The sequence below is a fragment of the Pectobacterium atrosepticum genome (assembly GCA_019056595.1).
Lineage (GTDB): Bacteria > Pseudomonadota > Gammaproteobacteria > Enterobacterales > Enterobacteriaceae > Pectobacterium > Pectobacterium atrosepticum.
Genome location: CP036163.1, coordinates 184857 through 204469 on the forward strand (window position 1 = coordinate 184857; position 19613 = coordinate 204469).

Consider the following 19613-nt stretch of genomic DNA (forward strand, 5'->3'; position numbering starts at 1 on the left):
GGGCCATGTAAGTTTTTTCCAATTTCAACTTAAGTTTTTCCAATTTCAACTAAAGGTACAACTGGCATTCATTACGTGAAAATATACTACGACCCTGTGGTGGTTGGCAGAGGGCAACACGCTAAGTTGGGGCCTTTTTTTGCCAGAACATGACATGTGTCTAACTTTCAGAAAAGTAATTGACTGTCAGAAACGACGAAAAATTTCGTTTTAGGGCGAATGCATAAGTGACTTCAGCCACTGCACAGACCGATTTACGCATTGTTTTCAGTCAATACCGACCATTATTTGGCATTTTTATGATGGGTTTACTGGCTGTAGTCAAAAAGAGTACATTATCGCTGTAATAAAATTACAGCATCCTGCAACGAGGAGATGAACATGGCGGTAACTTCAACAGCCCAAGCGTGCGATCTGGTTATTTTCGGTGCCAAGGGCGATCTGGCGCGCCGTAAATTGCTGCCTTCCCTGTACCAGTTGGAAAAAGCAGGTCACATCCATGCGGACACCAAAATTATTGGGGTGGGCCGTGCGGATTGGGATAAAGCGGAGTATACCCGCGTCGTGCGCGAAGCGCTTGACACCTTTATGAAAGAAGCCATCGACGATAAGTTGTGGGAAACGCTAAGCAGTCGGCTGGATTTCTGCAATCTTGATGTGGAAGACACGAAAGCTTTCAACAAGCTGGGCAAGATGCTTGACCAGAAAAATCGTACCACGATCAACTATTTTGCGATGCCACCCAGCACATTCGGAGCGATCTGCAAAGGGTTGGGAACCGCAGGGCTGAATAAAGAGCCTGCACGCGTGGTGATGGAGAAACCGCTGGGTACCGATCTGGCGTCTTCCCGTGCCATTAATGATCAGGTCGCGGAATTCTTCAACGAGTGTCAAGTTTACCGTATCGACCACTATCTGGGTAAAGAAACCGTTCTGAACCTGCTGGCGCTGCGTTTTGCCAACTCGCTGTTCTCCTCAAATTGGGACAACAGGACGATCGATCATGTACAGATCACGGTAGCCGAAGAAGTCGGAATTGAAGGACGCTGGGGCTATTTTGATAAAGCCGGCCAGATGCGTGACATGATCCAGAACCACCTGTTACAGATTCTGACGATGATTGCAATGTCGCCGCCGTCTGATTTGACGACCGACCGCATCCGTGATGAAAAAGTAAAAGTGTTGCGCTCGCTGCGTCGTATCAATCGCTCCAATGTGCATGAAACGACGGTGCGTGGCCAATACTCTTCTGGCTTTGTTCAGGGACATAAAGTGCCGGGCTACCTGGAAGAAGAGGGTGCGAACAAAAGCAGCAGCACGGAAACCTTTGTCGCAATTCGTGTCGACATTGATGACTGGCGCTGGTCTGGCGTGCCGTTCTATCTGCGTACCGGTAAACGTCTGCCAACGAAATGTTCAGAAGTGGTGGTGTACTTTAAAAATCCAGCACTGAACCTGTTCCATGATTCTTACCAGCAGTTACCGCAAAACAAACTGATCATCCGTTTGCAGCCGGATGAAGGCGTGGAAATCCAGATTCTGAATAAAATCCCAGGATTAGAGCACAAGCACCGTCTGCAAACGGTGAAGCTGGACCTGAGCTTCTCGGAAACCTTTAATCAGCAGCACTTGGCGGATGCCTATGAGCGTCTGTTGCTGGAAACCATGCGTGGGATTCAGGCGTTGTTCGTTCGCCGTGATGAAGTTGAAGAAGCCTGGAAATGGGTGGATTCCATCATGGAAGCCTGGGCGATGGATAATGATGCGCCGAAGCCGTATCAGGCAGGAAGCTGGGGTCCGGTAGCATCCGTCGCGATGATTACCCGCGATGGCCGTTCCTGGAATGAGTTTGAGTGACTTTTTGATAACAAGTCAGTAACGGGAATGCTGAGGTTATTAGGCATTCCACCGTTTTAATGTATGGCTAACGGTGCGGTCGGACATCTGCGGCGACGCAGATCCCTGTGGCAGGGGCGCGCTATATAATTAATGATGCCTTCGGGCATGACTGGAGATAATTTTTGATGAAAAACTGGAAAACGAGCGCGGAACAGATTTTGACAACGGGTCCCGTTGTTCCTGTGATTGTGGTCAACAAACTGGAACACGCTGTGCCGATGGCAAAAGCGTTAGTCGCGGGCGGCGTTCGCGTTCTGGAACTGACATTGCGTACCGACTGTGCCATCGACGCGATCCGTGCGATTGCGAAAGAAGTGCCAGAGGCCATAGTCGGTGCGGGTACGGTGACAAACCCTCAGCAACTGGCTGCGGTGGTTGAAGCCGGTGCACAGTTTGCCATCAGCCCCGGTCTGACCGAGCCGCTGTTGAAAGCCGCGATAGAAGGCAACATCCCGTTGATTCCAGGTATCAGCACCGTGTCTGAACTGATGCTGGGTATGGATTACGGCCTGCGTGAGTTCAAATTCTTCCCAGCAGAAGCTAATGGCGGCGTGAAAGCGCTCCAGGCAATTGGGGGGCCGTTTGCTCATATCCGTTTCTGCCCGACTGGTGGCATTACGCCGAATAACTACCGCGATTATCTGGCGCTGAAAAGCGTGCTGTGCGTTGGTGGCTCTTGGTTGGTACCGAACGATGCACTGGAAAGTGGTGATTACGCGCGTATTACTGAACTGGCGCGTGAAGCGGTTGCAGGCGCAAAAGCCTAAGTTTGTCGGTTACTGAATGACGAAGGCCACTCACTGCGAGTGGCCTTTTTTTATGACGGACATCCTTGTCCGTCACCCTGCGGGCCGTTGCTTCGCAACGTTGAAAAGCGTTCCCTACGTTTTTTATGGCCGGCTATTCTGTCCGCTGTCAGTGAGGTTTTCCCTCATCCGATCAGCAATAAAACGTATCAGCCGCTGACTTTAACGCTCGCCGCGACACGCTTGGCGATTTCAATGGCATCGTCTGTCGTTTCCGCACTGGCTAACGCGACACCCATACGGCGTTTGCCGCTGATATCTGGTTTACCAAACAGGCGAATTTGCGTATGAGGAAGTAGTGCGCTTTCCAGTTCTTGATAGCGCACATTGTCGCTATCCAATTCCGGTAAAATTACTGCGGAAGCCGATGCGCCATACTGACGAACCGCGCCAATTGGCAGCCCTAGAAAAGCGCGAACGTGCAGGGCAAACTCGGACAGATCCTGAGAAATCATCGTCACCATGCCGGTATCGTGAGGGCGAGGAGAAACTTCACTGAAAATAACCTCATCGCCGCAGACGAACAGTTCAACGCCGAACAGACCATAGCCGCCAAGCGCTTTCACAACATCGCTGGCCATCTTCTGTGCGCGTTCCTGCGCCAGCGCACTCATCCGCTGTGGCTGCCAGGATTCACGATAATCACCGTCTTCTTGTCGATGGCCGATGGGTGCACAGAAATGAATTCCGTCAACGGCATGGATGGTCAGGAGGGTAATCTCAAAATCAAAATTAACTAGCCCTTCAACGATGACGCGTCCACCACCCGCCCGTCCACCCTGTTGGGCATAGACCCATGCCTGCGCTAACTGCTCAGCGGAGCGAATCAGGCTTTGTCCTTTGCCGGATGAACTCATGACGGGCTTTACAATGCAGGGATAGCCAATGGCTTCTACGGCCTGATGAAAGCGCTCTTCGCTATCGGCAAAACGATAGGTGGATGTGGGAACGCCGAGCGTTTCTGCAGCCAGACGACGGATACCTTCACGATTCATCGTCAGGCGTGTCGCTTCAGCACAGGGGACAACATGGTGACCCTGATTTTCTAGCGTGACCAGCATGTCGGTAGCGATGGCCTCAATTTCCGGCACGATGTAATCAGGGCGTTCGGCTTCAACCAACGCTTTTAATGCATCGCCATCCAGCATATTGATGACGTGGCTGCGATGCGCAACTTGCATCGCGGGTGCATCCGCATAGCGATCGACCGCAATCACTTCGATTCCAAGGCGCTGACACTCAATCGCCACTTCTTTGCCTAATTCACCGGAGCCAAGCAGCATCACTCGTGTGGCGTCCGCACGCAGGGCGGTTCCAATCGTTAACATAACCTTATACCTGATCGGGTTGTGAAAAATGGCCTCAGTATAAACGAAAACGTTTGCGTACGCATTAAAGAGGGAACGCCTTGGAATGCGTTACGCAAAAGCGCACCAAGAGACAAGGACGCGGCTTGGCATTGCTGGGCAATCGTGCCACTCTTCTTGCCGAGTTAAAATTTTATGTCAAGACAACGAGATCCGACGCGATGAAGACACCGCAAGCTGAAAAAAGACCCCACGCGATAAGTACACATGGCGATACGCGTATCGACAACTATTACTGGCTGCGTGATGACGAGCGTGCCGATCCGCAGGTGTTAGCCTATCTGGAACAGGAAAACGCCTACAGCGAAGCCATCATGGCACCTCACGAGGCGCGCAAACGATCGCTGTATGATGAAATGGTTAAGCGTATTCCGTCGACGGATATGTCTGTGCCGTATGTCAGAAAGGGGTATCGCTACCAAAGTCGCTATGAGCAGGGTAAAGAGTACGCCATCTATCTGCGCCAGCCTGAGCAGGCAACAGAAGTGTGGGAAACGCTGTTGGATGGTAATCAACGTGCGGAGGGGCATGAATTTTATAGCCTCGGCGCGCTTGAGATTAGCCCGAGCAACTCGCTGCTGGCACTCTCGGAGGATTTTTTATCTCGTCGGCAGTACACGCTTCGCTTCCGTGATCTGAACCGCGACGAATGGCTACCGGATGTGATCGAAAATGTGACCGCAGGTGCTGAATGGTCGGCAGATTCAACGGTGCTGTACTACGTGCGTAAACATGAGAAAACGCTGTTACCGTATCAGGTCTACCGTCATCGCTTAGGCAGCGATCCGGCGCAGGATGAGTTGGTGTATGAAGAGAAAGACGATACTTATTATGTCAGTCTGAGTAAAACGACATCAGAGCACTATATTACCATTTATCTTAGCAGCACCACGACGACCGAGGTTCTACTGCTCGATGCGACGCTCCCAGATGCGGTGCCGCAGGTACACATTCCGCGTCGGAAAGATCATGAATATGGTATTGATCACTATCAGGACCAGTTTTATCTGCGTTCCAACCGAGAGGGAAAGAACTTTGGTCTTTATCGTTCGGATAAGCCTGATGAGCACGCGCTGGAAACACTGATTGCCCCACGTGAACAGTGTGTGCTGGAGAGTTTTGAGCTTTTCCGTGATTGGCTGGTGGTGGAAGAAAGAGCGCGCGGTTTGACCAGCTTACGTCAGATTCACTGGCATACGCAGGAAGAAAAAACGATCACCTTCAATGATGCGAGCTATGTGACGTGGCTGTCGTACAACCCTACGCCAGAAACGGCATTGATGCGATATGGTTATTCATCAATGACAACCCCCAGCACGTTGTATGAACTGAATCTGGACACGGGCGAACAGCAGTTACTTAAACAAGCCGAGGTGAAAGATTTCTCCCCAGATAGCTATCGGAGCGAACGCTTGTGGATCACGGTCCGAGATGGTGTCGACGTGCCCGTTTCGTTGGTTTACCATCGCGACCATTTCAGCCCAGGTAAGAATCCGATACTGGTCTATGGCTACGGCGCATATGGTAATAGCATGGATCCTGACTTCAGCGTTAGTCGTCTGAGCCTGCTAGACCGAGGGTTTGTTTTTGCCTTAACGCACATTCGCGGCGGTGGTGAACTTGGGCAGCAGTGGTATGACGATGGTCGGTTGCTCAATAAAATGCATTCCTTCACGGATTTCATCGATGTGTCTCAGGCATTGGTAGAAAAAGGCTATGGCGACAGGAAAAATATGTTTGCCATGGGTGGCAGCGCGGGAGGTCTGCTGATGGGGGCGGTCGTGAATATCGCCCCTGATCTGTTTAAAGGCGTTGTCGCTCAGGTTCCGTTCGTTGATGTGTTGACGACAATGCTGGATGAGTCTATCCCGCTGACGACCGGGGAGTATGACGAGTGGGGCGATCCGAATGAACAAACCTACTATGACTATATCAAGCAGTACAGCCCCTATGATGGTGTTACCGCACAGCACTACCCACATTTGCTAGTGACTACTGGGTTACACGACTCGCAGGTTCAGTATTGGGAGCCTGCAAAGTGGGTGGCGAAATTGCGGGAAGTCAAAACGGACGATAGTCTAGTACTGTTGTATACCGATATGGAGGCTGGGCACGGCGGAAAATCCGGTCGTTTCAAACGTTATGATGATATCGCGCTGGAGTATGCTTTCCTGTTGATGGTGCTTGAAAAGGCTGCAGAAAGTCATGAATAAAGGCTAGTAACTGCGGTTATGAGGGTAAACCCGTTTTCGGGTTTACCCTATCAGCATGGCACATTACGCAGGCAACATTAGTACTTAGGTAATATCAGCCTGTGGTTTCTTTGCCTTTTTATCGGCCTTTTTTTCGGCGGCCGTTTTCAGGGGCTTTTTCTTGCTGTTCTTTTTACTATCTAGTCCTTTACTCATATCTTGCCTCGCTTGATAAAAGAGTAGGTTACCACCCCATTAACCTCCTGTACGGGCCGATATGCAAGCAGAAAATCGTTTTCGCTGTGTAAGAATGTAACCCGTGGAAAGGGATGTTTTCCACGGTAAAGCCGTCTTAGATTGGAATGAGATGAATCGCTATTTAGACTTAGGCTCGTAGGGTAAACGAGAGAACTGGAGTGAACGCTGGCGGTAAAACATGACGCGCTCACGAAAATAGTTACGCAAGTGTTGGGGCTGTTCTCTCTCAATAACCTCTGGAATGACTGGCATATTGTAACGTTCTTTGAAGGCAACACCTGACGCTGCCAAGTCCACGTTAATCTTATCCATATCTTCTTTGGATAATTCTGCCAGATTATGTCCCATACCGCTTTCTCCTGCCTATTGTCCACAGACTGATGTGTGCCACGGTAAAGTAGCGATGGGGAAATGGCAAGTGTTCACCTTTCATGTGCATGTTTATTATTCTCATTACGAAGTGGGAATCATTTTTTAATTCACTCGAATCATAAATTTTATATATCGATGTTGTTATTTTTGATAATAAAAACGATTCGCAATAGTATAGTAAAATCCATGATTAAATGATAATGAATATCAATAGCAATAATCATAAATTATTGTTTTTACTTTCAATTTAACTTAGATATTATCTATGTTAATAAAGTGTTTTTTATTTTATTTTTTCAGGCATAATTCTCAGAATAATTTCACCTGCCGGGAAAATAGGGAGTTACTATGTTAAAAAAAGAAATGATTCAGAAGCTGAATGAACAACTTAATTTGGAGTTTTATTCCGCGAATTTGTATCTGCAAATGAGCGCATGGTGCGGTGATAAAGGTTTTGAAGGTGCATCCAGTTTCCTGAAAACGCATTCTCAGGAAGAAATGCAACACATGCAGCGCCTGTTTGACTATTTGGATGACACGGGAAGCCTACCTATATTAGGCGCGATTGCGGCACCGCCGATTGATTTCGATTCACTGGCTGATGTCTTCAAGCTGACCTATGAACATGAACAGCTGATTACAGCAAAAATTAATGAGCTTGCGCACGCTGCGATGGCGCAGCAGGACTACTCTACATTTAACTTCCTGCAATGGTACGTTGCTGAACAACACGAAGAAGAAAAACTGTTCCGCTCTATTCTGGACAAACTGGCGCTGGTTAATGCCAGTGAGGGCGGCCTGTTCTTCATCGATCAGGATCTGAAAAAAATGTCTGCGGCAGCACCGTCAGCCTAACGACAATCGATGCTTTTGTCGGCCAATGCGCATTTGAATGACGCGGGATAATGTTCTCTTTATCCCGCTATTTTTCTTCTCGAACGACCTTTCTATCTACTCCTCACCGTAGATTTTATTCTTGGCTTCGCGCTCGACTTCATCTTCCTCTGTCGCTATGATCACGCGAGTAGTGATACACAACTTTATGTTTTATAAGGTTTGAGGCTGTCTTTCTCTGATTCGGATAAGGCTGCAAAACTCACACACATCATTGTCTGAATACGCATGTTGGGAATACCATGATGAAGAAATTTTTGCTATCTATCGTGCTTACCTCACTTTCTGCTAATGCTTTTTCTGCCGCCAAACTGGCAAATATCAGTCGGCTGGAATATGGCGAACGCTGGGCTTTCTCGCGAGAAGAGGTTCAACTGATTTGTCGCCCTGGCAATGCGCTATACGCATTACATACTGGAACGTTGATGCAATATCCGCTGAATGATGTTGCCATCGAGCAGATGAAGTCTGGGCGGGTGAGTGCGCAACCGATAGACGTCATCTGGCTGGACGATCCTAAACATCCTGGACAGAAAAAAAGCCTTCAGCCATTTATCGAACGTGCAGAGCAACTGTGTCAGCCAGACGCTAAACCATGAAGTAATTGATTTGCTTATTAATGTTAATTGGTCGCTTCTTTATGGTTAATGCAAAGTGTGAAATCTGTTCCATTTGTGATAATTGCGAGCGGGTTAAAGCTGGAAAACGCGGGGGAGTTGGCTACGCTTAAGGTTACAGGGCTAGTACAGCTTGTATAAATGCCAACTTTTAGCGCACGGCTCTCCCAAGAGCCATTTCCCTAGACTGAATACAGGAATCGTATTCAGTCTTTTTTTTGATGTCGCCGTTGGTGAACCATTACCGATGAACGAGTGGAGTGAGACGATTTCCCCATCTGTCCGACTTTTAAAGGTTTTTAAGAATAAATGCTTGCTAAAGATTGTTGTACATGCGTTAATAGCTCGTCGGTTTGGTTCGCAGACCTAAAAAGCAGTTTAGTAAAGCAGTTCTCATTTCAAAGTGTTATCCATAGATATCCCTTCTTTGAGCCTCCTTATTGTTGCTAATTAAATTCTGTGCACAGGCCCTATTCCGCCGGAAGGCACTATAAAAAATTAAGGTAATTTCTATGTCTAATAAAATGACTGGTTTAGTAAAATGGTTTGACGCTGGTAAAGGTTTTGGTTTCATTACTCCTGACAACGGTAGCAAAGATGTATTCGTACATTTCTCTGCTATTCAGAGCAACGATTTCAAAACTCTGGACGAAGGCCAAAAAGTTGAGTTCACCATTGAAAATGGTCAGAAAGGCCCATCAGCTGGCAACGTTGTTGCGCTGTAATTGAATTAATATTTCTCTTGCGATAGCGATGATGGTGTAAACCGGAGCAGCCAAGAAGAATAGTAAAAAAACCCTAGCGTAAAGCTGGGGTTTTTGTTTATGTATCATAGTGAATTGCAACGAATTTTTTATACTTAGGGCTCACCAAAATCACTGGGCGATCATCTCAATCGCGCATGATTTTTTAATCCATGATGCACGATATGCTCATGAGATAGTTAATATCGACCGGCTCTAATTGGAGGGAAACGTGAGTCGCGTTCGCAAGGCACTCCATCATGGTCGCCATCCATTTTGGTCTTAGGGCAGTTTTGAATGAAAAAGTACGCCTCTTCTCTCGAGTTCATCTGGCTACAATACTGTCTGCCATCACAAACAAATCGATTTTCTTTTTGTTTTCGATCTTCCGCTTTTATTTTTCCCGCATCTTGACTATCACCATCATGGCGATATTGATAGGACGATGCTGTCTGAACAGTAAAAGAGAATGCTGTAGATAATAGAATAACGAAGAGTTTTCGTTTCATCGATACATCCATGAAAGAATTAATAAGAGAAGCCTATCATTCTTGATAGGGCATAATTATTAATAATTCTTCATTATCAGTGGATAGGTTGTGATGATAACCATATTGATGTTGTTTGAAAATTAAGCTTTTCTATACAGTGTCGTCTGCCACACTGTGCATTTTTACTGGTTTATCTCTCATTCTAATGATTATCGACTAAATTTATAGAACACGAAATGATGGGAGGAAACGATGACTGATAAAAATCCGGGTACCGAACATACGGACAAAGACGAGCATCCTGCAAAAAATGCGCCGAAAGATCAGGGTGAAATTCCTCGCAAGCGTGATGACAGTAAGGACGATGTCGAAGATCCGTTTGATGCTAATAAGGATTAACTTGCTGGCGACAAGCCTCTGTCGCCAATTTTCTGTGAAAAATTAGTGTGCTTTAGCCACCACCGTAACCGATGAATTTGGGATGAAGTAATCATTATCTTCCACTATCGGAATATAAATTCTGACCCACTCTGTGCCTTCAACCATCTCCCAGCTATGTCCTTCGCCCTGCGTATCGGCGGCAATCAAAACCGTTCCGGGAGAAAGCAGGAAAGTGGAACCATCGCTGACTCGAAATTTTAATGTGCCCTTCAGCGTGATGACATATTGTTTGCGCGGCGCTGCGTGAACGTTCATCTCCCACGCTTCAGTAGAGTTACTAAGCCAAAATTTTTGTGCGGTGATTTTTTCCAGAGCGGGAACACTGCCTGTTACGAAGGCTGAGTGATTATCCGGCGTATTGATCAGTTTAATAGCCGGTATCCGAGTTTCCTCAGTATGAGGTGAAGGGGAGGTGGCAGAATAAGTAGTAATGGAAACCAATAATCCGGCAAGCGCCAGTAGAAAACACGATGTCTTTTTCATTTAAATAAAATCCATATTATTTATGCCTGATGAACAGGCAACCCTATGTATGTCAGCCGCTTATGTTTACGCCTTACAATGTCGGGGATGGTACTGCTGAGGTTTATTTTTCACCAGATGGTTAAAGCAATTGCATTGATTGGTATATCACGTGATTTGTTTATATTTTATTCGCGATTGTGTGGTGCGCGGGAGGGGAATTGTTGAGCAAAATACGACAGAGGAGCCCTGAGGCTCCCTGACGTCGGGCTTGATTTATTTATACAGAACCGCAGTGCCGTGTAACTGATCTCGCCCGGTGGCGGAAACAATGCGATATGACGACGCGCCAGCTTGTTGGGCTTTTTGAGCAACCTGTACTTCGAAAGCGTCTAATGTTTTTGCACCGCTAACGGAGACCGTTGCGATTTCCTGCGCAGCAAACGCACCGAAAGACAAAGTAGAAAGAGCGATAACTGCGATAAAGTTTTTGATAGTTTTCATGACTTATTCCTTCACGCTTTATTGTGTTAATTAGGCGATTTTACCTGATGTGAGAAATGATAGCGCCATGATGTAGCAATGAATATCAGAGAGATTTGTTATTCTCTTTCAAAAATACTGTTCTTTTTTTTGCTGTGCTGTTCACACCTATTCAGCAGTAGAATGAACCCGGTGGATAACATGACGACGATTATCATCGATCCCGCCAGTATGGTTTCCATGACATGGTTGCATGTTTATCTGTCCGATCAGGAGTGGCAGAAAATCGTGGAGGCGGGGGTATCGTTGGGGATGAACCCGGCCGAGTTTGCGTTAATAGCATAATATTACTTAGGAGAAGAAAATAACTGGGAGACAAAACTGATGCGAAGATGGGTGATATTTGCGGTGATACTGGGGGTATTAGTGGCTCTGGCTCCCTGGATTCAGCGTCAGCTCCCGCCCGGTTACGATCCTTTCTCTTCGTTGTCCGTCGATGACCCACCTACGTTTATTACCCGTCTAAAAATGAAGTCTGTCGCCAACGATCCCGAAGCCTGTCTGGCAGTGTTAAAGCAGGCGCAGCAAAATGGGCGGCTACGATTCGCCGAGGCCAGTGACATCAGTGGACAATGCCCGGTGGCATCACCTGTTCGGGTGCAAGGTTTTGGTTCGGTCACACTCAGCTCCAGTTTTCTTGCCAGTTGTCCACTGGCGCTGAGTAGTACGATGTTTGTGGCGCAGGTTGCAGTGCCTCAGGCGGCGTCTCTTGGTACGTCGCTGACGCGTATCGACCATATGGGCAGTTATGCTTGTCGAAATGTCTATCATCGGCCAGAAGGACGCCTGAGTGAGCATGCAACGGCAGATGCGTGGGATATCGCCGCTTTTCGCCTATCTGATGGGCGGCAGATTAGTGTTCTGAATCAGTGGTCGGAAACGGGCGATCGCGGCAATTATTTACGTACCACGTTCAGTGAAAGCTGTCGTTTTTTCGGTAATTCGCTAGGGCCGGAATATAACGCTGCACATGCCAATCATTTTCATTTTGGCATGCGTGGTTTTGGCGTGTGTCGGTGAGAATGCGCAGATTGGGGATTAAAAATCAGCGTACTCCTGCGCGGGGATCCAGAAGCCATCAATATACTCTTCGATAGGGAAGCAGCCAGCGCGACGCAGGCGCTGTTCACCCATCGCTTGCAGACACTGTGCTTCGGTGTTGTAGGCACCGACGACCAAATCGTCACAGCCATGCCCGAGATAACAAACAAAGATGACTAACGCAAACATGCCGTTCTCCAGACATTACTATTACCGCGATTCTTTCTCTCTATCGAGATAATTGTAGATGAGAATCAGTGAGAAAAGAGATAACGGGCTGTTCATCAGGTGGTTTTATCGCCACCTGATGCAGAAACCGCATTTATTCTTTAGCTAGAGGTCGCGCGGAGGACGCGCCATCCCGGACTAAATCGCGCGGCAGGCTGTTTTTTATCCGACTGCTGATGCGCTTTGCCAGACCAACGGGTGTGTTCTGGTAGGTTAAAATTAACTCATCCGCAGTAGGAAGCGGTTCCGGGTAGCTGTCTTTACCCTGAAACCACTCACAGGCGATGCGATCGTTCAGTGCGTAGGCATTGCTCGCGTTCGGGTCTGCTAGTGCGACAATGGCTTCATGCTGCCAGCGAAAACCTTTGGGGAAACGCTCGGCGAGTTTAATGCCAATGCGTGAGAATTTGATGTTGCCGAAAGCGGAAGTCAGTGCCGCAGGGAAGAGCCAAACCTCGCTATCGCGTTGCCACAGCTGAAGTAATTCCTCATCCCAGCGAATACCCTGTTTACGCGCAGCCTCTGTGAGTAACGCACGATCTTTGTGGGCAACCGGAGAGAACGGGAATTTACCGACTTTATAACCAGGGCGTGGCAGCGGCGGCACGCTGCCGGTTTTACGCAAGCGTGCAACAAAGAAGCCTTCACTGTCATAAATCTGAGGGAATACGTGCAAGAAGCCTTCTTCCGTTGTGGCGCGTTCGGCGCCGGCGAAGAGATCGTCTAACGATTCAAACTCACACGCATCAGGGAACTGTGCCTGTAGCCAACGACAGACCTGCTGATTTTCCTGCCTATTCAGTGTACAGGTGGAGTAAATCATTACACCACCCGGTTTCAGAGCATGGAACGCGCTCAGAATTAGGTCGCGCTGCGTAGCGGCAATGTCAGTAATGCTCTCTTGCGACCAGTGGCTCATCGCCGCCGGATCTTTACGCACCACACCTTCGCCTGAGCACGGGGCATCCAGCAAAATCGCATCAAAATATTCCGGTAGGGCAGCGCCGAAAACTCGCCCGTCGAAGTGCGTGATCGCGGTATTGCTGACTCCGCAGCGGCTGATGTTGGCATGCAGCACTTTTACCCGACTCGCTGAATATTCGTTGGCGACGATAGCCCCTTCATTATTCAGTCGTGCCGCGATCTGCGTTGTTTTGGAGCCTGGAGCCGCTGCGACGTCCAGAATAGTACCCGGCGCGTCATTATGGTGGAATAGGGCGCTGGCGGGCAGCATGGAGCTGGCTTCCTGAATGTAGAATAGCCCGCTCAGGTGCTCCAATGTATTGCCTAGCCGCGTATTTTCCTCTTCAGCATTAAGCAGCCAGAAACCTTCTTGGCACCAGGGAATCGGCTCAAGCTGCCAGCCATAAGGCTGCGCGAGCTGAAGAAAGGCATCGACGCTGATTTTTAACGTATTGACGCGAATGCTCCGGCGCAATGGGCGCTGGCAGGCGGCAATAAAATCCTCCATCGAAAGCGATGAAGGCATGATGTCCCGCATAGTGTCGAGAAATTCAGCAGGCAGGCTGGCTGGGGTAAATTTTGCCACGGCGTGGTTCCGTACAGGTTATTCAGTAAAACGAGGGGAAGAAGCGGCGAAGTGTAGCACGGATCTTTAATAGATAACGTGAAAACGACAGGGCGGCAATCGCCGCCCTGATAGGTGATGAACGTTAATTATCCGAGATATTGGGGATCGCCGTACCCCATTGCCGCCACTCTTTAGGCTCTTCGTTCCTCAGCAGGAAATGTTTTCCTTCCTGTGCTTTGGGGGCGAGTGGCGTGCTGGGTGGCGTGGCAAAAGCGATACCGCCGCGAATGAACTGCTGGAAGGTTCCGCTCTTGATAACGCCGCCAACCAGTCCGAATTCCAGATTGTAGCCCGAAGCCTGCCAGAAGACGGAGTTATCGCGTACCAGATGCTGATAGCGTTTGCTGATGCGTAGCGACACGGCGATGCGATCCGACAAATTGCCCAACGACAGTCCGGTTACTGTACCCACCTCGATACCGCGGAACAGAACCGGTGTGCCGACCTGCAATGCTCCCGCTTCTGGCGCATCAACGCTGATATTCAGGCCGTCCTGATAGCGGGAGTCAGTGATAGTAGCCTGTTGCAGTTCAAAATTGCGCGTCACGCTGCCGTTGCCCGGCTCGACGTTGATATAAGGCTGGAATAGCGTTTCCAGATGATTCACTCCCGCCGCGGAAATTTCTGGGGTGACAACGGAAAAGCGCGTCCCAGATCGAGCGAAATTGCGCACATATTCAGGATAGAGCACGGCCTGCACCAGCACTTCGTTACGTTGTTCAGACAGCTTCAGCGAATCCAACTGGCCGATATCGATGCCCAAATAGCGGATCGGCATACCCGGTGCGAGTTTGCTGGCATCGTAGGTACGCAGAATGATCCGGCTCCCCACGGCGCGCGCGGCTGTTTCGGTGTTGTACAGAACGCGCTTACCGCCTTTAATTTCCGGTGCACCTTCCAGATTATCAAAACTGATCGCACCTTTAAGCGCGCGATTCAACGGAGAGGCCTGCACAGTCAGGCCCGAGGTGTTCAACTGCACGCGGGCCCCGCCTTCTGCCCAGAACACGCTGTTTTCCGTCAACAGTTTGCGGTGTTCAGGACGGATATAAACCTCGACCTCAAAGGTATTCGCTTTGGGGCGCACTCGCATGATTTCACCCACCTGGAATTTACGATACAGCACGATGGAACCGTCCTGAATATCCGGCAGGCTATCGGTCACCAAGGTGAGGGTAGGCGAGGGGGTGGAACCGCGAATGCCCTCTTCGGCTTTTTCAATATCGCTGAACAGCGGGTAACGTGCCTGAATCTCGCCCTTGCTGCCCGGCAACACCTGAATACCGCCGCTGACCCACTCTTGTGCGCTGGCACCCAGCACTTGAATCCCATCCAGTCCCATTTTCACATTCAGGCGGCTGTTAACGATGAATTTGCTGTCGCGATGCAATAGCTGACGATATCGCGGTTCGATCACCAAAATGAAGCTGACACCTTGCTCGTCCAACGTACGTTTCACTACCTGACCAACTTGCACGCCGTGCAACAGTACGGGCTGTCCGCTATCAATGCCGTAACTTTGTGCCGCTGTAAGCTGAATGGAGAGCGCACCGGGCTGGGTGAGCTGCTGTTGCGCGCTATCTAACACCTCGAAGTGCTGTCGTGGTTCGCCTTCCCCGGGGAGTAACGTCAGCGTTGGGCCGCTCAGCAGGCGTGACACATTCAGGTCGCTGAGCGAAAGCTGGGGTTTGCTGAGTTCGATACGCGTGCCTTCCCGCATCAGCGAAATTACAGAGGGATCGATGATCAACTCTCCGCTGACCTTACCGCCGTCTGGATTCAGCGTGATTTTATTGAGCGTCCCGACTTCCAATCCTTGATACATCAGCGGAGTACGTCCTTCGGATAAGCTGTCGCCCGAAGGTAAATCTAGCGTGATTTTCACCCCGCGCTGGCTTTGTGCCAGATCGGGATAGAGGCGATAGGATTGCTCGGCACCGGCGTCTTCGCTCTCTTCCGGTGAATCGAATGCAACGGCACCGTTCACGAGCGCCGCCAGATTTTCCATCTCAATTTTTGCACCACTGACGCTGATGTCGGCATTAAAACCAGACACATTCCAGAAGCGACTATTTTTCTTCACCAAATGGGTGAAACGGCGTTCAACCAGCACGTCAATCATCACACCGCTGCGATCCTGAGAAACGGTATAGTCGTAGACTTTCCCCACCGGAATTTTACGGTAGTAAACCAGCGAGCCGGTATTCAGTGAACCCAAATCGTCCGCGTGGAGATGAATCAGTAATTCCCCAGTGTTAACGCGATATTTGGGCTGCGTATCCAGCGCGGAGAAGTGTTCTTGCGCCTCGCCGGAACCAGGCATCATACCGATGTAGTTGCCGCCCACCAGCGCATCTAATCCTGAAACGCCGGCGAGAGAGGCTTTCGGTGTAACCAGCCAGAACTGCGTACCGCTGCGCAACGCTTCCTTCATATCGCTTTTGATACTGGCTTCAACCTCTATCGTGCGTAGGTCGTCGCTTAGCTTGATATTTTGTACGGTGCCTACCTCTACCCCTTGGTAGCGTACGGGCGTACGTCCGGCGACAATACCGTCGGCGGAGACAAAATCAATGGTGACCGTCGCCCCGCGTTCCTGCTGATTGGTGTAAATCAGCCAGCCGGCAATCATCAGTGCAATGAGCGGCAGCAGCCAAAATGGCGACAGGCGACGCTTGTTTTTTACAGCAGCTTCGGTTGGTGTCCCGGACGTATTATCTTGCATTGTTATTCCACATCAGTGTTATCCCACATCAGCCGGCTATCCAGCCATTCGACTGCGAGGATAGTGAGAATCACCGCTGCGCCAAAATAAAAGGCAGCAGGCCCCATGGTAAAAGCGAGTAGTTGATCGCGGTTGACGAGCGACATCGTCAAAGCAATCACAAATAAATCGAGCATAGACCAGCGACCGATCCAACGGATAACGCGCAGCATCTTCATGCGCATCATTATGCTGCTTTCTGATCGGATATGAATACTTATCAGTAGCCCAAACAGCACAATAACTTTAGTAAACGGCACCAGAATACTGGCGATAAAGACCACCAGTGCGACCGGAACATTGCCTGATGCGAGTGAAAGGATGCCGGAAAAAATGGTGTCCTCCGTGCGTGCGCCATTGACATAAATAATCGATATCGGCAACAGGTTAGCGGGGAACAGTAAAATTATAGAGGCAATGAGCGCTGCCCAAGATTTTTGCAGACTTTGCCGCTGACGCAAGCGGAGCGGAATGTGGCAACGTGGGCAGCGTCCCTGATTGTCAGGTGAGCTGGTGAAATGGCAGGAAAGGCAGATTCGGTAGCGTTCTGGTGAAATCAATGGCCTCAGCCGTGGGTAAAACCGCTGCCAAAGCTGGTCGGTATTTAAGTGGATCAGCGTCAACAGGCTTAAGATCATCAATGCCAGAAAGGCGACCAGCCCGATCCCCACCTGAACATCCGCGAATTCACGGACTTTGATCGCGGCGACGGCCATACCAACCAGATAGATATCCAACATCATCCACTCTCTTAGCCGTTGCAACATGAGCAGGATGGGCCGCAGATTCATGCCGATTCGGGGAGCGAAAAACAGGTATAACAGCGAAAAAACTAATGTTAGCGGCGCGCCAACGGTACAAAAGGCGACCATACTTGCCGTGAGCGGGTGCCCCTGACGGGTGATTTGCCAAATGCCTTCGAACAGGCTGGCATTGATGGTAACACCCAGCAAACGAATGCTGATCAACGGTTCGGTAAAGGCAAACGGCATGAGCACTAGCATGGCGACGGCCATTGCAGCAAGTCGGGAAATGGTCCAGTCTCTGCCTGAACTGACTGTGGCATAGCAGCGTGGGCAGCTTGCTGTCTGGTTTCGCTTCAGCTGTGGCAGCGCAAAAAAAGCATCACATTCCGGGCAGCGATGGTAGCGATCTAAAGTAGACACGGCGCTTTTCACACCGCCGGTTAGCGGTGGTCGGGGAGAAGAAAACGGTGCAGGGCTGGATATATTATGTATTTTCATCTTTCCTGCGATCCGGTAGAAGGTGTCGACTCTGTTATTCCCGATGGATAACGTATTCACAGCTATTCAGTGTAACTGAAGGCTCACTGAATGATAAATTCATAAAAGGATATGATCTCTGCCCGATATTATTTTGCAGGTGGGAATAGCACGATATGCACGACAACGATACAGTAAGGCGAATGATTCTTCGCGCGAAGGCGTTAATCTTATGGCATTCTGTAATAGATGCTTATGCAGTCTGTGTGGGATTTTTCCGCACTGTTTTGAAAAGACAACGATATACTTTATGAATAAACAAGTATGAATAAACAAGAATTTTATCAGGACCTCATCCGCGATATGTCATCGCTTATCGCGGATGAAAACCGTTTTATTACGATTTTATCAAACAGTAGTGCGCTGCTGTTTGAGCGTTTGGATGGGGTTAACTGGGCAGGGTTTTACCTGTTGGATAACGACACGCTTTTCTTGGGACCATTTCAGGGCAAGGTTGCCTGTGTGCGTATTCCAGTTGGCAAAGGCGTATGCGGTGCGGCAATCGCTGAAAATCGCATTCAGCGCGTGGATGATGTTCATGCGTTCCCTGGTCATATTGCCTGTGATGCCGCGAGTAATGCTGAAATTGTGCTACCGCTTGTCGTTAACAGGCAGTTGATTGGCGTTCTGGATATTGACAGTACCCTTTATCAGCGTTTTGACGCGGATGATGAAGAAGGGCTGAAGGCCGTGGTGAGCGTACTTTGTGCTCAACTGGAAGCGAGCGATGTGATGACATTCATCAATTCTCTCACGTTGAGACAAGGTTAACGTGGCAATTGCCGATGGCGTCATTATAATGACGCCTGTTCATGCCTGCGCCGGTTGGCAAACCCGTTGTAATCAGGAAATTTCATGGAAAATCAACCTAAGTTGAACAGTAGTAAAGAAGTCATTGCCTTTTTGGCAGAGCGGTTCCCGCTTTGTTTCACCACTGAAGGTGAAACTCGTCCGTTAAAGATCGGTATTTTTCAAGATCTTGTTGAACGTGTACAGGAGTCCGATAACGTCAGTAAGACGCAATTGCGCTCTGCGCTGCGCCTTTACACATCAAGCTGGCGGTATCTGTACGGTGTAAAATTGGGTGCCCAACGTGTGGATCTGGACGGTAATCCGTGCGGTGAGTTGGAACAGCAGCATGTCGATCATGCCCGTAAGCAGTTGGAAGAAGCAAAAGCGCGAGTTCAGGCTCAGCGTGCTGAGCAACAGGCGAAAAAACGTGAAGCAGCCGGAGAAACGGCAGAAGCGGCACGCACCCCTCGTCCTGCTCAGAAGCGTGCGCCGCGCCGCGATGGTTCAAACGATGCATCTCGAAACCATGCATCTAGAAACAATACGCCGCGTAAACCTTCTTCCGGCCAATCGCAGTCCTCTTCTCAACAACCAGCGAACGCTCAACCGCGTCAGGCTAAGCCTGTCAGCAATGAACGTCAGCGGGTTGCGGTTACGGATGTTTCCAAACTGCAAATCGGTCAGGAAATCAAAGTCAGAGCCGGCAAAGACGCCATGGATGCCACCGTGCTTGAAATTGCCAAAGGCGAAGTCAGAGTACAATTGGCTTCTGGACTGGCAATGATTGTACGCGCAGAACACTTGCAGTTCTGATACGGAGGCCAACCTG

18 protein-coding genes and 1 pseudogene are annotated in these 19613 nt (G+C 49.4%); 10 read left to right on the forward strand and 9 right to left on the reverse strand.

Annotated elements, in window-relative coordinates; all coding sequences use genetic code 11:
* Positions 1 to 381 precede the first annotated feature (381 nt).
* The gene (gene zwf / locus DCX48_01435) at positions 382 to 1857 is read left to right on the forward strand and encodes a glucose-6-phosphate dehydrogenase (protein ID QXE13281.1); all 1476 of its coding nucleotides are present in this window, start codon (positions 382 to 384) and stop codon (positions 1855 to 1857) included.
* A 167-nt stretch (positions 1858 to 2024) separates the two neighbouring features.
* A complete protein-coding gene (locus DCX48_01440; GenBank protein QXE13282.1) occupies positions 2025 to 2666 on the forward strand; it encodes a bifunctional 4-hydroxy-2-oxoglutarate aldolase/2-dehydro-3-deoxy-phosphogluconate aldolase in 642 nt (213 codons plus the stop codon).
* Positions 2667 to 2854: 188 nt separating this feature from the next.
* On the opposite strand, the gene DCX48_01445 is transcribed toward DCX48_01440, so the two are convergent.
* Positions 2855 to 4033 (reverse strand): formate-dependent phosphoribosylglycinamide formyltransferase, encoded by a 1179-nt coding sequence (locus DCX48_01445; protein QXE13283.1) that lies wholly within the window; start codon positions 4031 to 4033, stop codon positions 2855 to 2857.
* 200 nt (positions 4034 to 4233) lie between these two features.
* On the opposite strand from DCX48_01445, the gene DCX48_01450 reads away from it, so the two are divergent.
* Positions 4234 to 6285 carry an oligopeptidase B gene (locus tag DCX48_01450; protein ID QXE13284.1) on the forward strand — a complete coding sequence of 684 codons (2052 nt, stop codon included), beginning with the start codon at positions 4234 to 4236 and terminating at the stop codon, positions 6283 to 6285.
* Between the two features lie 354 nt (positions 6286 to 6639).
* Here the strand turns inward: DCX48_01450 and DCX48_01455 are convergent, their stop codons facing one another.
* Complete coding sequence (locus DCX48_01455; protein QXE13285.1) at positions 6640 to 6870, reverse strand: DNA polymerase III subunit theta; 231 nt, start codon at positions 6868 to 6870, stop codon at positions 6640 to 6642.
* Positions 6871 to 7242: 372 nt separating this feature from the next.
* Between DCX48_01455 and ftnA the strand changes: the two genes are divergently transcribed.
* From ftnA to cspA, 3 genes are all read left to right on the forward strand, one after another.
* Positions 7243 to 7749 carry a non-heme ferritin gene (gene ftnA, locus DCX48_01460; GenBank protein ID QXE13286.1) on the forward strand — a complete coding sequence of 169 codons (507 nt, stop codon included), beginning with the start codon at positions 7243 to 7245 and terminating at the stop codon, positions 7747 to 7749.
* A 281-nt stretch (positions 7750 to 8030) separates the two neighbouring features.
* On the forward strand, positions 8031 to 8387 hold the full coding sequence (locus DCX48_01465) for a DUF2511 domain-containing protein (protein ID QXE13287.1): 357 nt from the start codon (positions 8031 to 8033) through the stop codon (positions 8385 to 8387).
* A 530-nt stretch (positions 8388 to 8917) separates the two neighbouring features.
* Positions 8918 to 9130, forward strand: a complete 213-nt coding sequence (gene cspA / locus DCX48_01470) for an RNA chaperone/antiterminator CspA (GenBank protein ID QXE13288.1) — start codon at positions 8918 to 8920, stop codon at positions 9128 to 9130.
* A 218-nt stretch (positions 9131 to 9348) separates the two neighbouring features.
* On the opposite strand, the gene DCX48_01475 is transcribed toward cspA, so the two are convergent.
* The 3 genes from DCX48_01475 to DCX48_01485 form a co-directional block, all read right to left on the reverse strand.
* Positions 9349 to 9657 carry an excalibur calcium-binding domain-containing protein gene (locus DCX48_01475; protein ID QXE13289.1) on the reverse strand — a complete coding sequence of 103 codons (309 nt, stop codon included), beginning with the start codon at positions 9655 to 9657 and terminating at the stop codon, positions 9349 to 9351.
* A gap of 423 nt (positions 9658 to 10080) precedes the next feature.
* Complete coding sequence (locus tag DCX48_01480) at positions 10081 to 10563, reverse strand: hypothetical protein (protein ID QXE13290.1); 483 nt, start codon at positions 10561 to 10563, stop codon at positions 10081 to 10083.
* A 255-nt stretch (positions 10564 to 10818) separates the two neighbouring features.
* Positions 10819 to 11046 (reverse strand): DUF1471 domain-containing protein, encoded by a 228-nt coding sequence (locus DCX48_01485; protein ID QXE13291.1) that lies wholly within the window; start codon positions 11044 to 11046, stop codon positions 10819 to 10821.
* Positions 11047 to 11217: 171 nt separating this feature from the next.
* Between DCX48_01485 and DCX48_01490 the strand changes: the two are divergent.
* Both DCX48_01490 and DCX48_01495 read left to right on the forward strand, forming a co-directional pair.
* Positions 11218 to 11370, forward strand: a pseudogene (locus DCX48_01490) (lactate dehydrogenase).
* 39 nt (positions 11371 to 11409) lie between these two features.
* Positions 11410 to 12105 (forward strand): extensin family protein, encoded by a 696-nt coding sequence (locus DCX48_01495; GenBank protein ID QXE13292.1) that lies wholly within the window; start codon positions 11410 to 11412, stop codon positions 12103 to 12105.
* A gap of 18 nt (positions 12106 to 12123) precedes the next feature.
* Here DCX48_01495 and DCX48_01500 read toward each other — a convergent pair whose 3' ends face one another.
* The 4 genes from DCX48_01500 to DCX48_01515 form a co-directional block, all read right to left on the reverse strand.
* Entirely contained in the window at positions 12124 to 12315 is a 192-nt protein-coding gene (locus tag DCX48_01500; GenBank protein QXE13293.1) for a DUF1482 family protein, read from the reverse strand.
* A 133-nt stretch (positions 12316 to 12448) separates the two neighbouring features.
* Entirely contained in the window at positions 12449 to 13903 is a 1455-nt protein-coding gene (gene rsmF / locus DCX48_01505; GenBank protein ID QXE13294.1) for a 16S rRNA (cytosine(1407)-C(5))-methyltransferase RsmF, read from the reverse strand.
* Between the two features lie 124 nt (positions 13904 to 14027).
* Complete coding sequence (locus DCX48_01510; protein ID QXE13295.1) at positions 14028 to 16670, reverse strand: PqiB family protein; 2643 nt, start codon at positions 16668 to 16670, stop codon at positions 14028 to 14030.
* Positions 16671 to 16672: 2 nt separating this feature from the next.
* On the reverse strand, positions 16673 to 17953 hold the full coding sequence (locus DCX48_01515; protein ID QXE13296.1) for a paraquat-inducible protein A: 1281 nt from the start codon (positions 17951 to 17953) through the stop codon (positions 16673 to 16675).
* A 303-nt stretch (positions 17954 to 18256) separates the two neighbouring features.
* On the opposite strand from DCX48_01515, the gene DCX48_01520 reads away from it, so the two are divergent.
* Together DCX48_01520 and proQ are read left to right on the forward strand one after the other, a co-directional pair.
* Positions 18257 to 18763, forward strand: coding sequence for a GAF domain-containing protein (locus tag DCX48_01520; protein QXE13297.1), 507 nt, complete (start codon positions 18257 to 18259; stop codon positions 18761 to 18763).
* Between the two features lie 84 nt (positions 18764 to 18847).
* Positions 18848 to 19597: an RNA chaperone ProQ gene (gene proQ, locus DCX48_01525; protein QXE13298.1), complete on the forward strand. Its 750-nt coding sequence runs from the start codon at positions 18848 to 18850 to the stop codon at positions 19595 to 19597.
* Positions 19598 to 19613 lie beyond the last annotated feature (16 nt).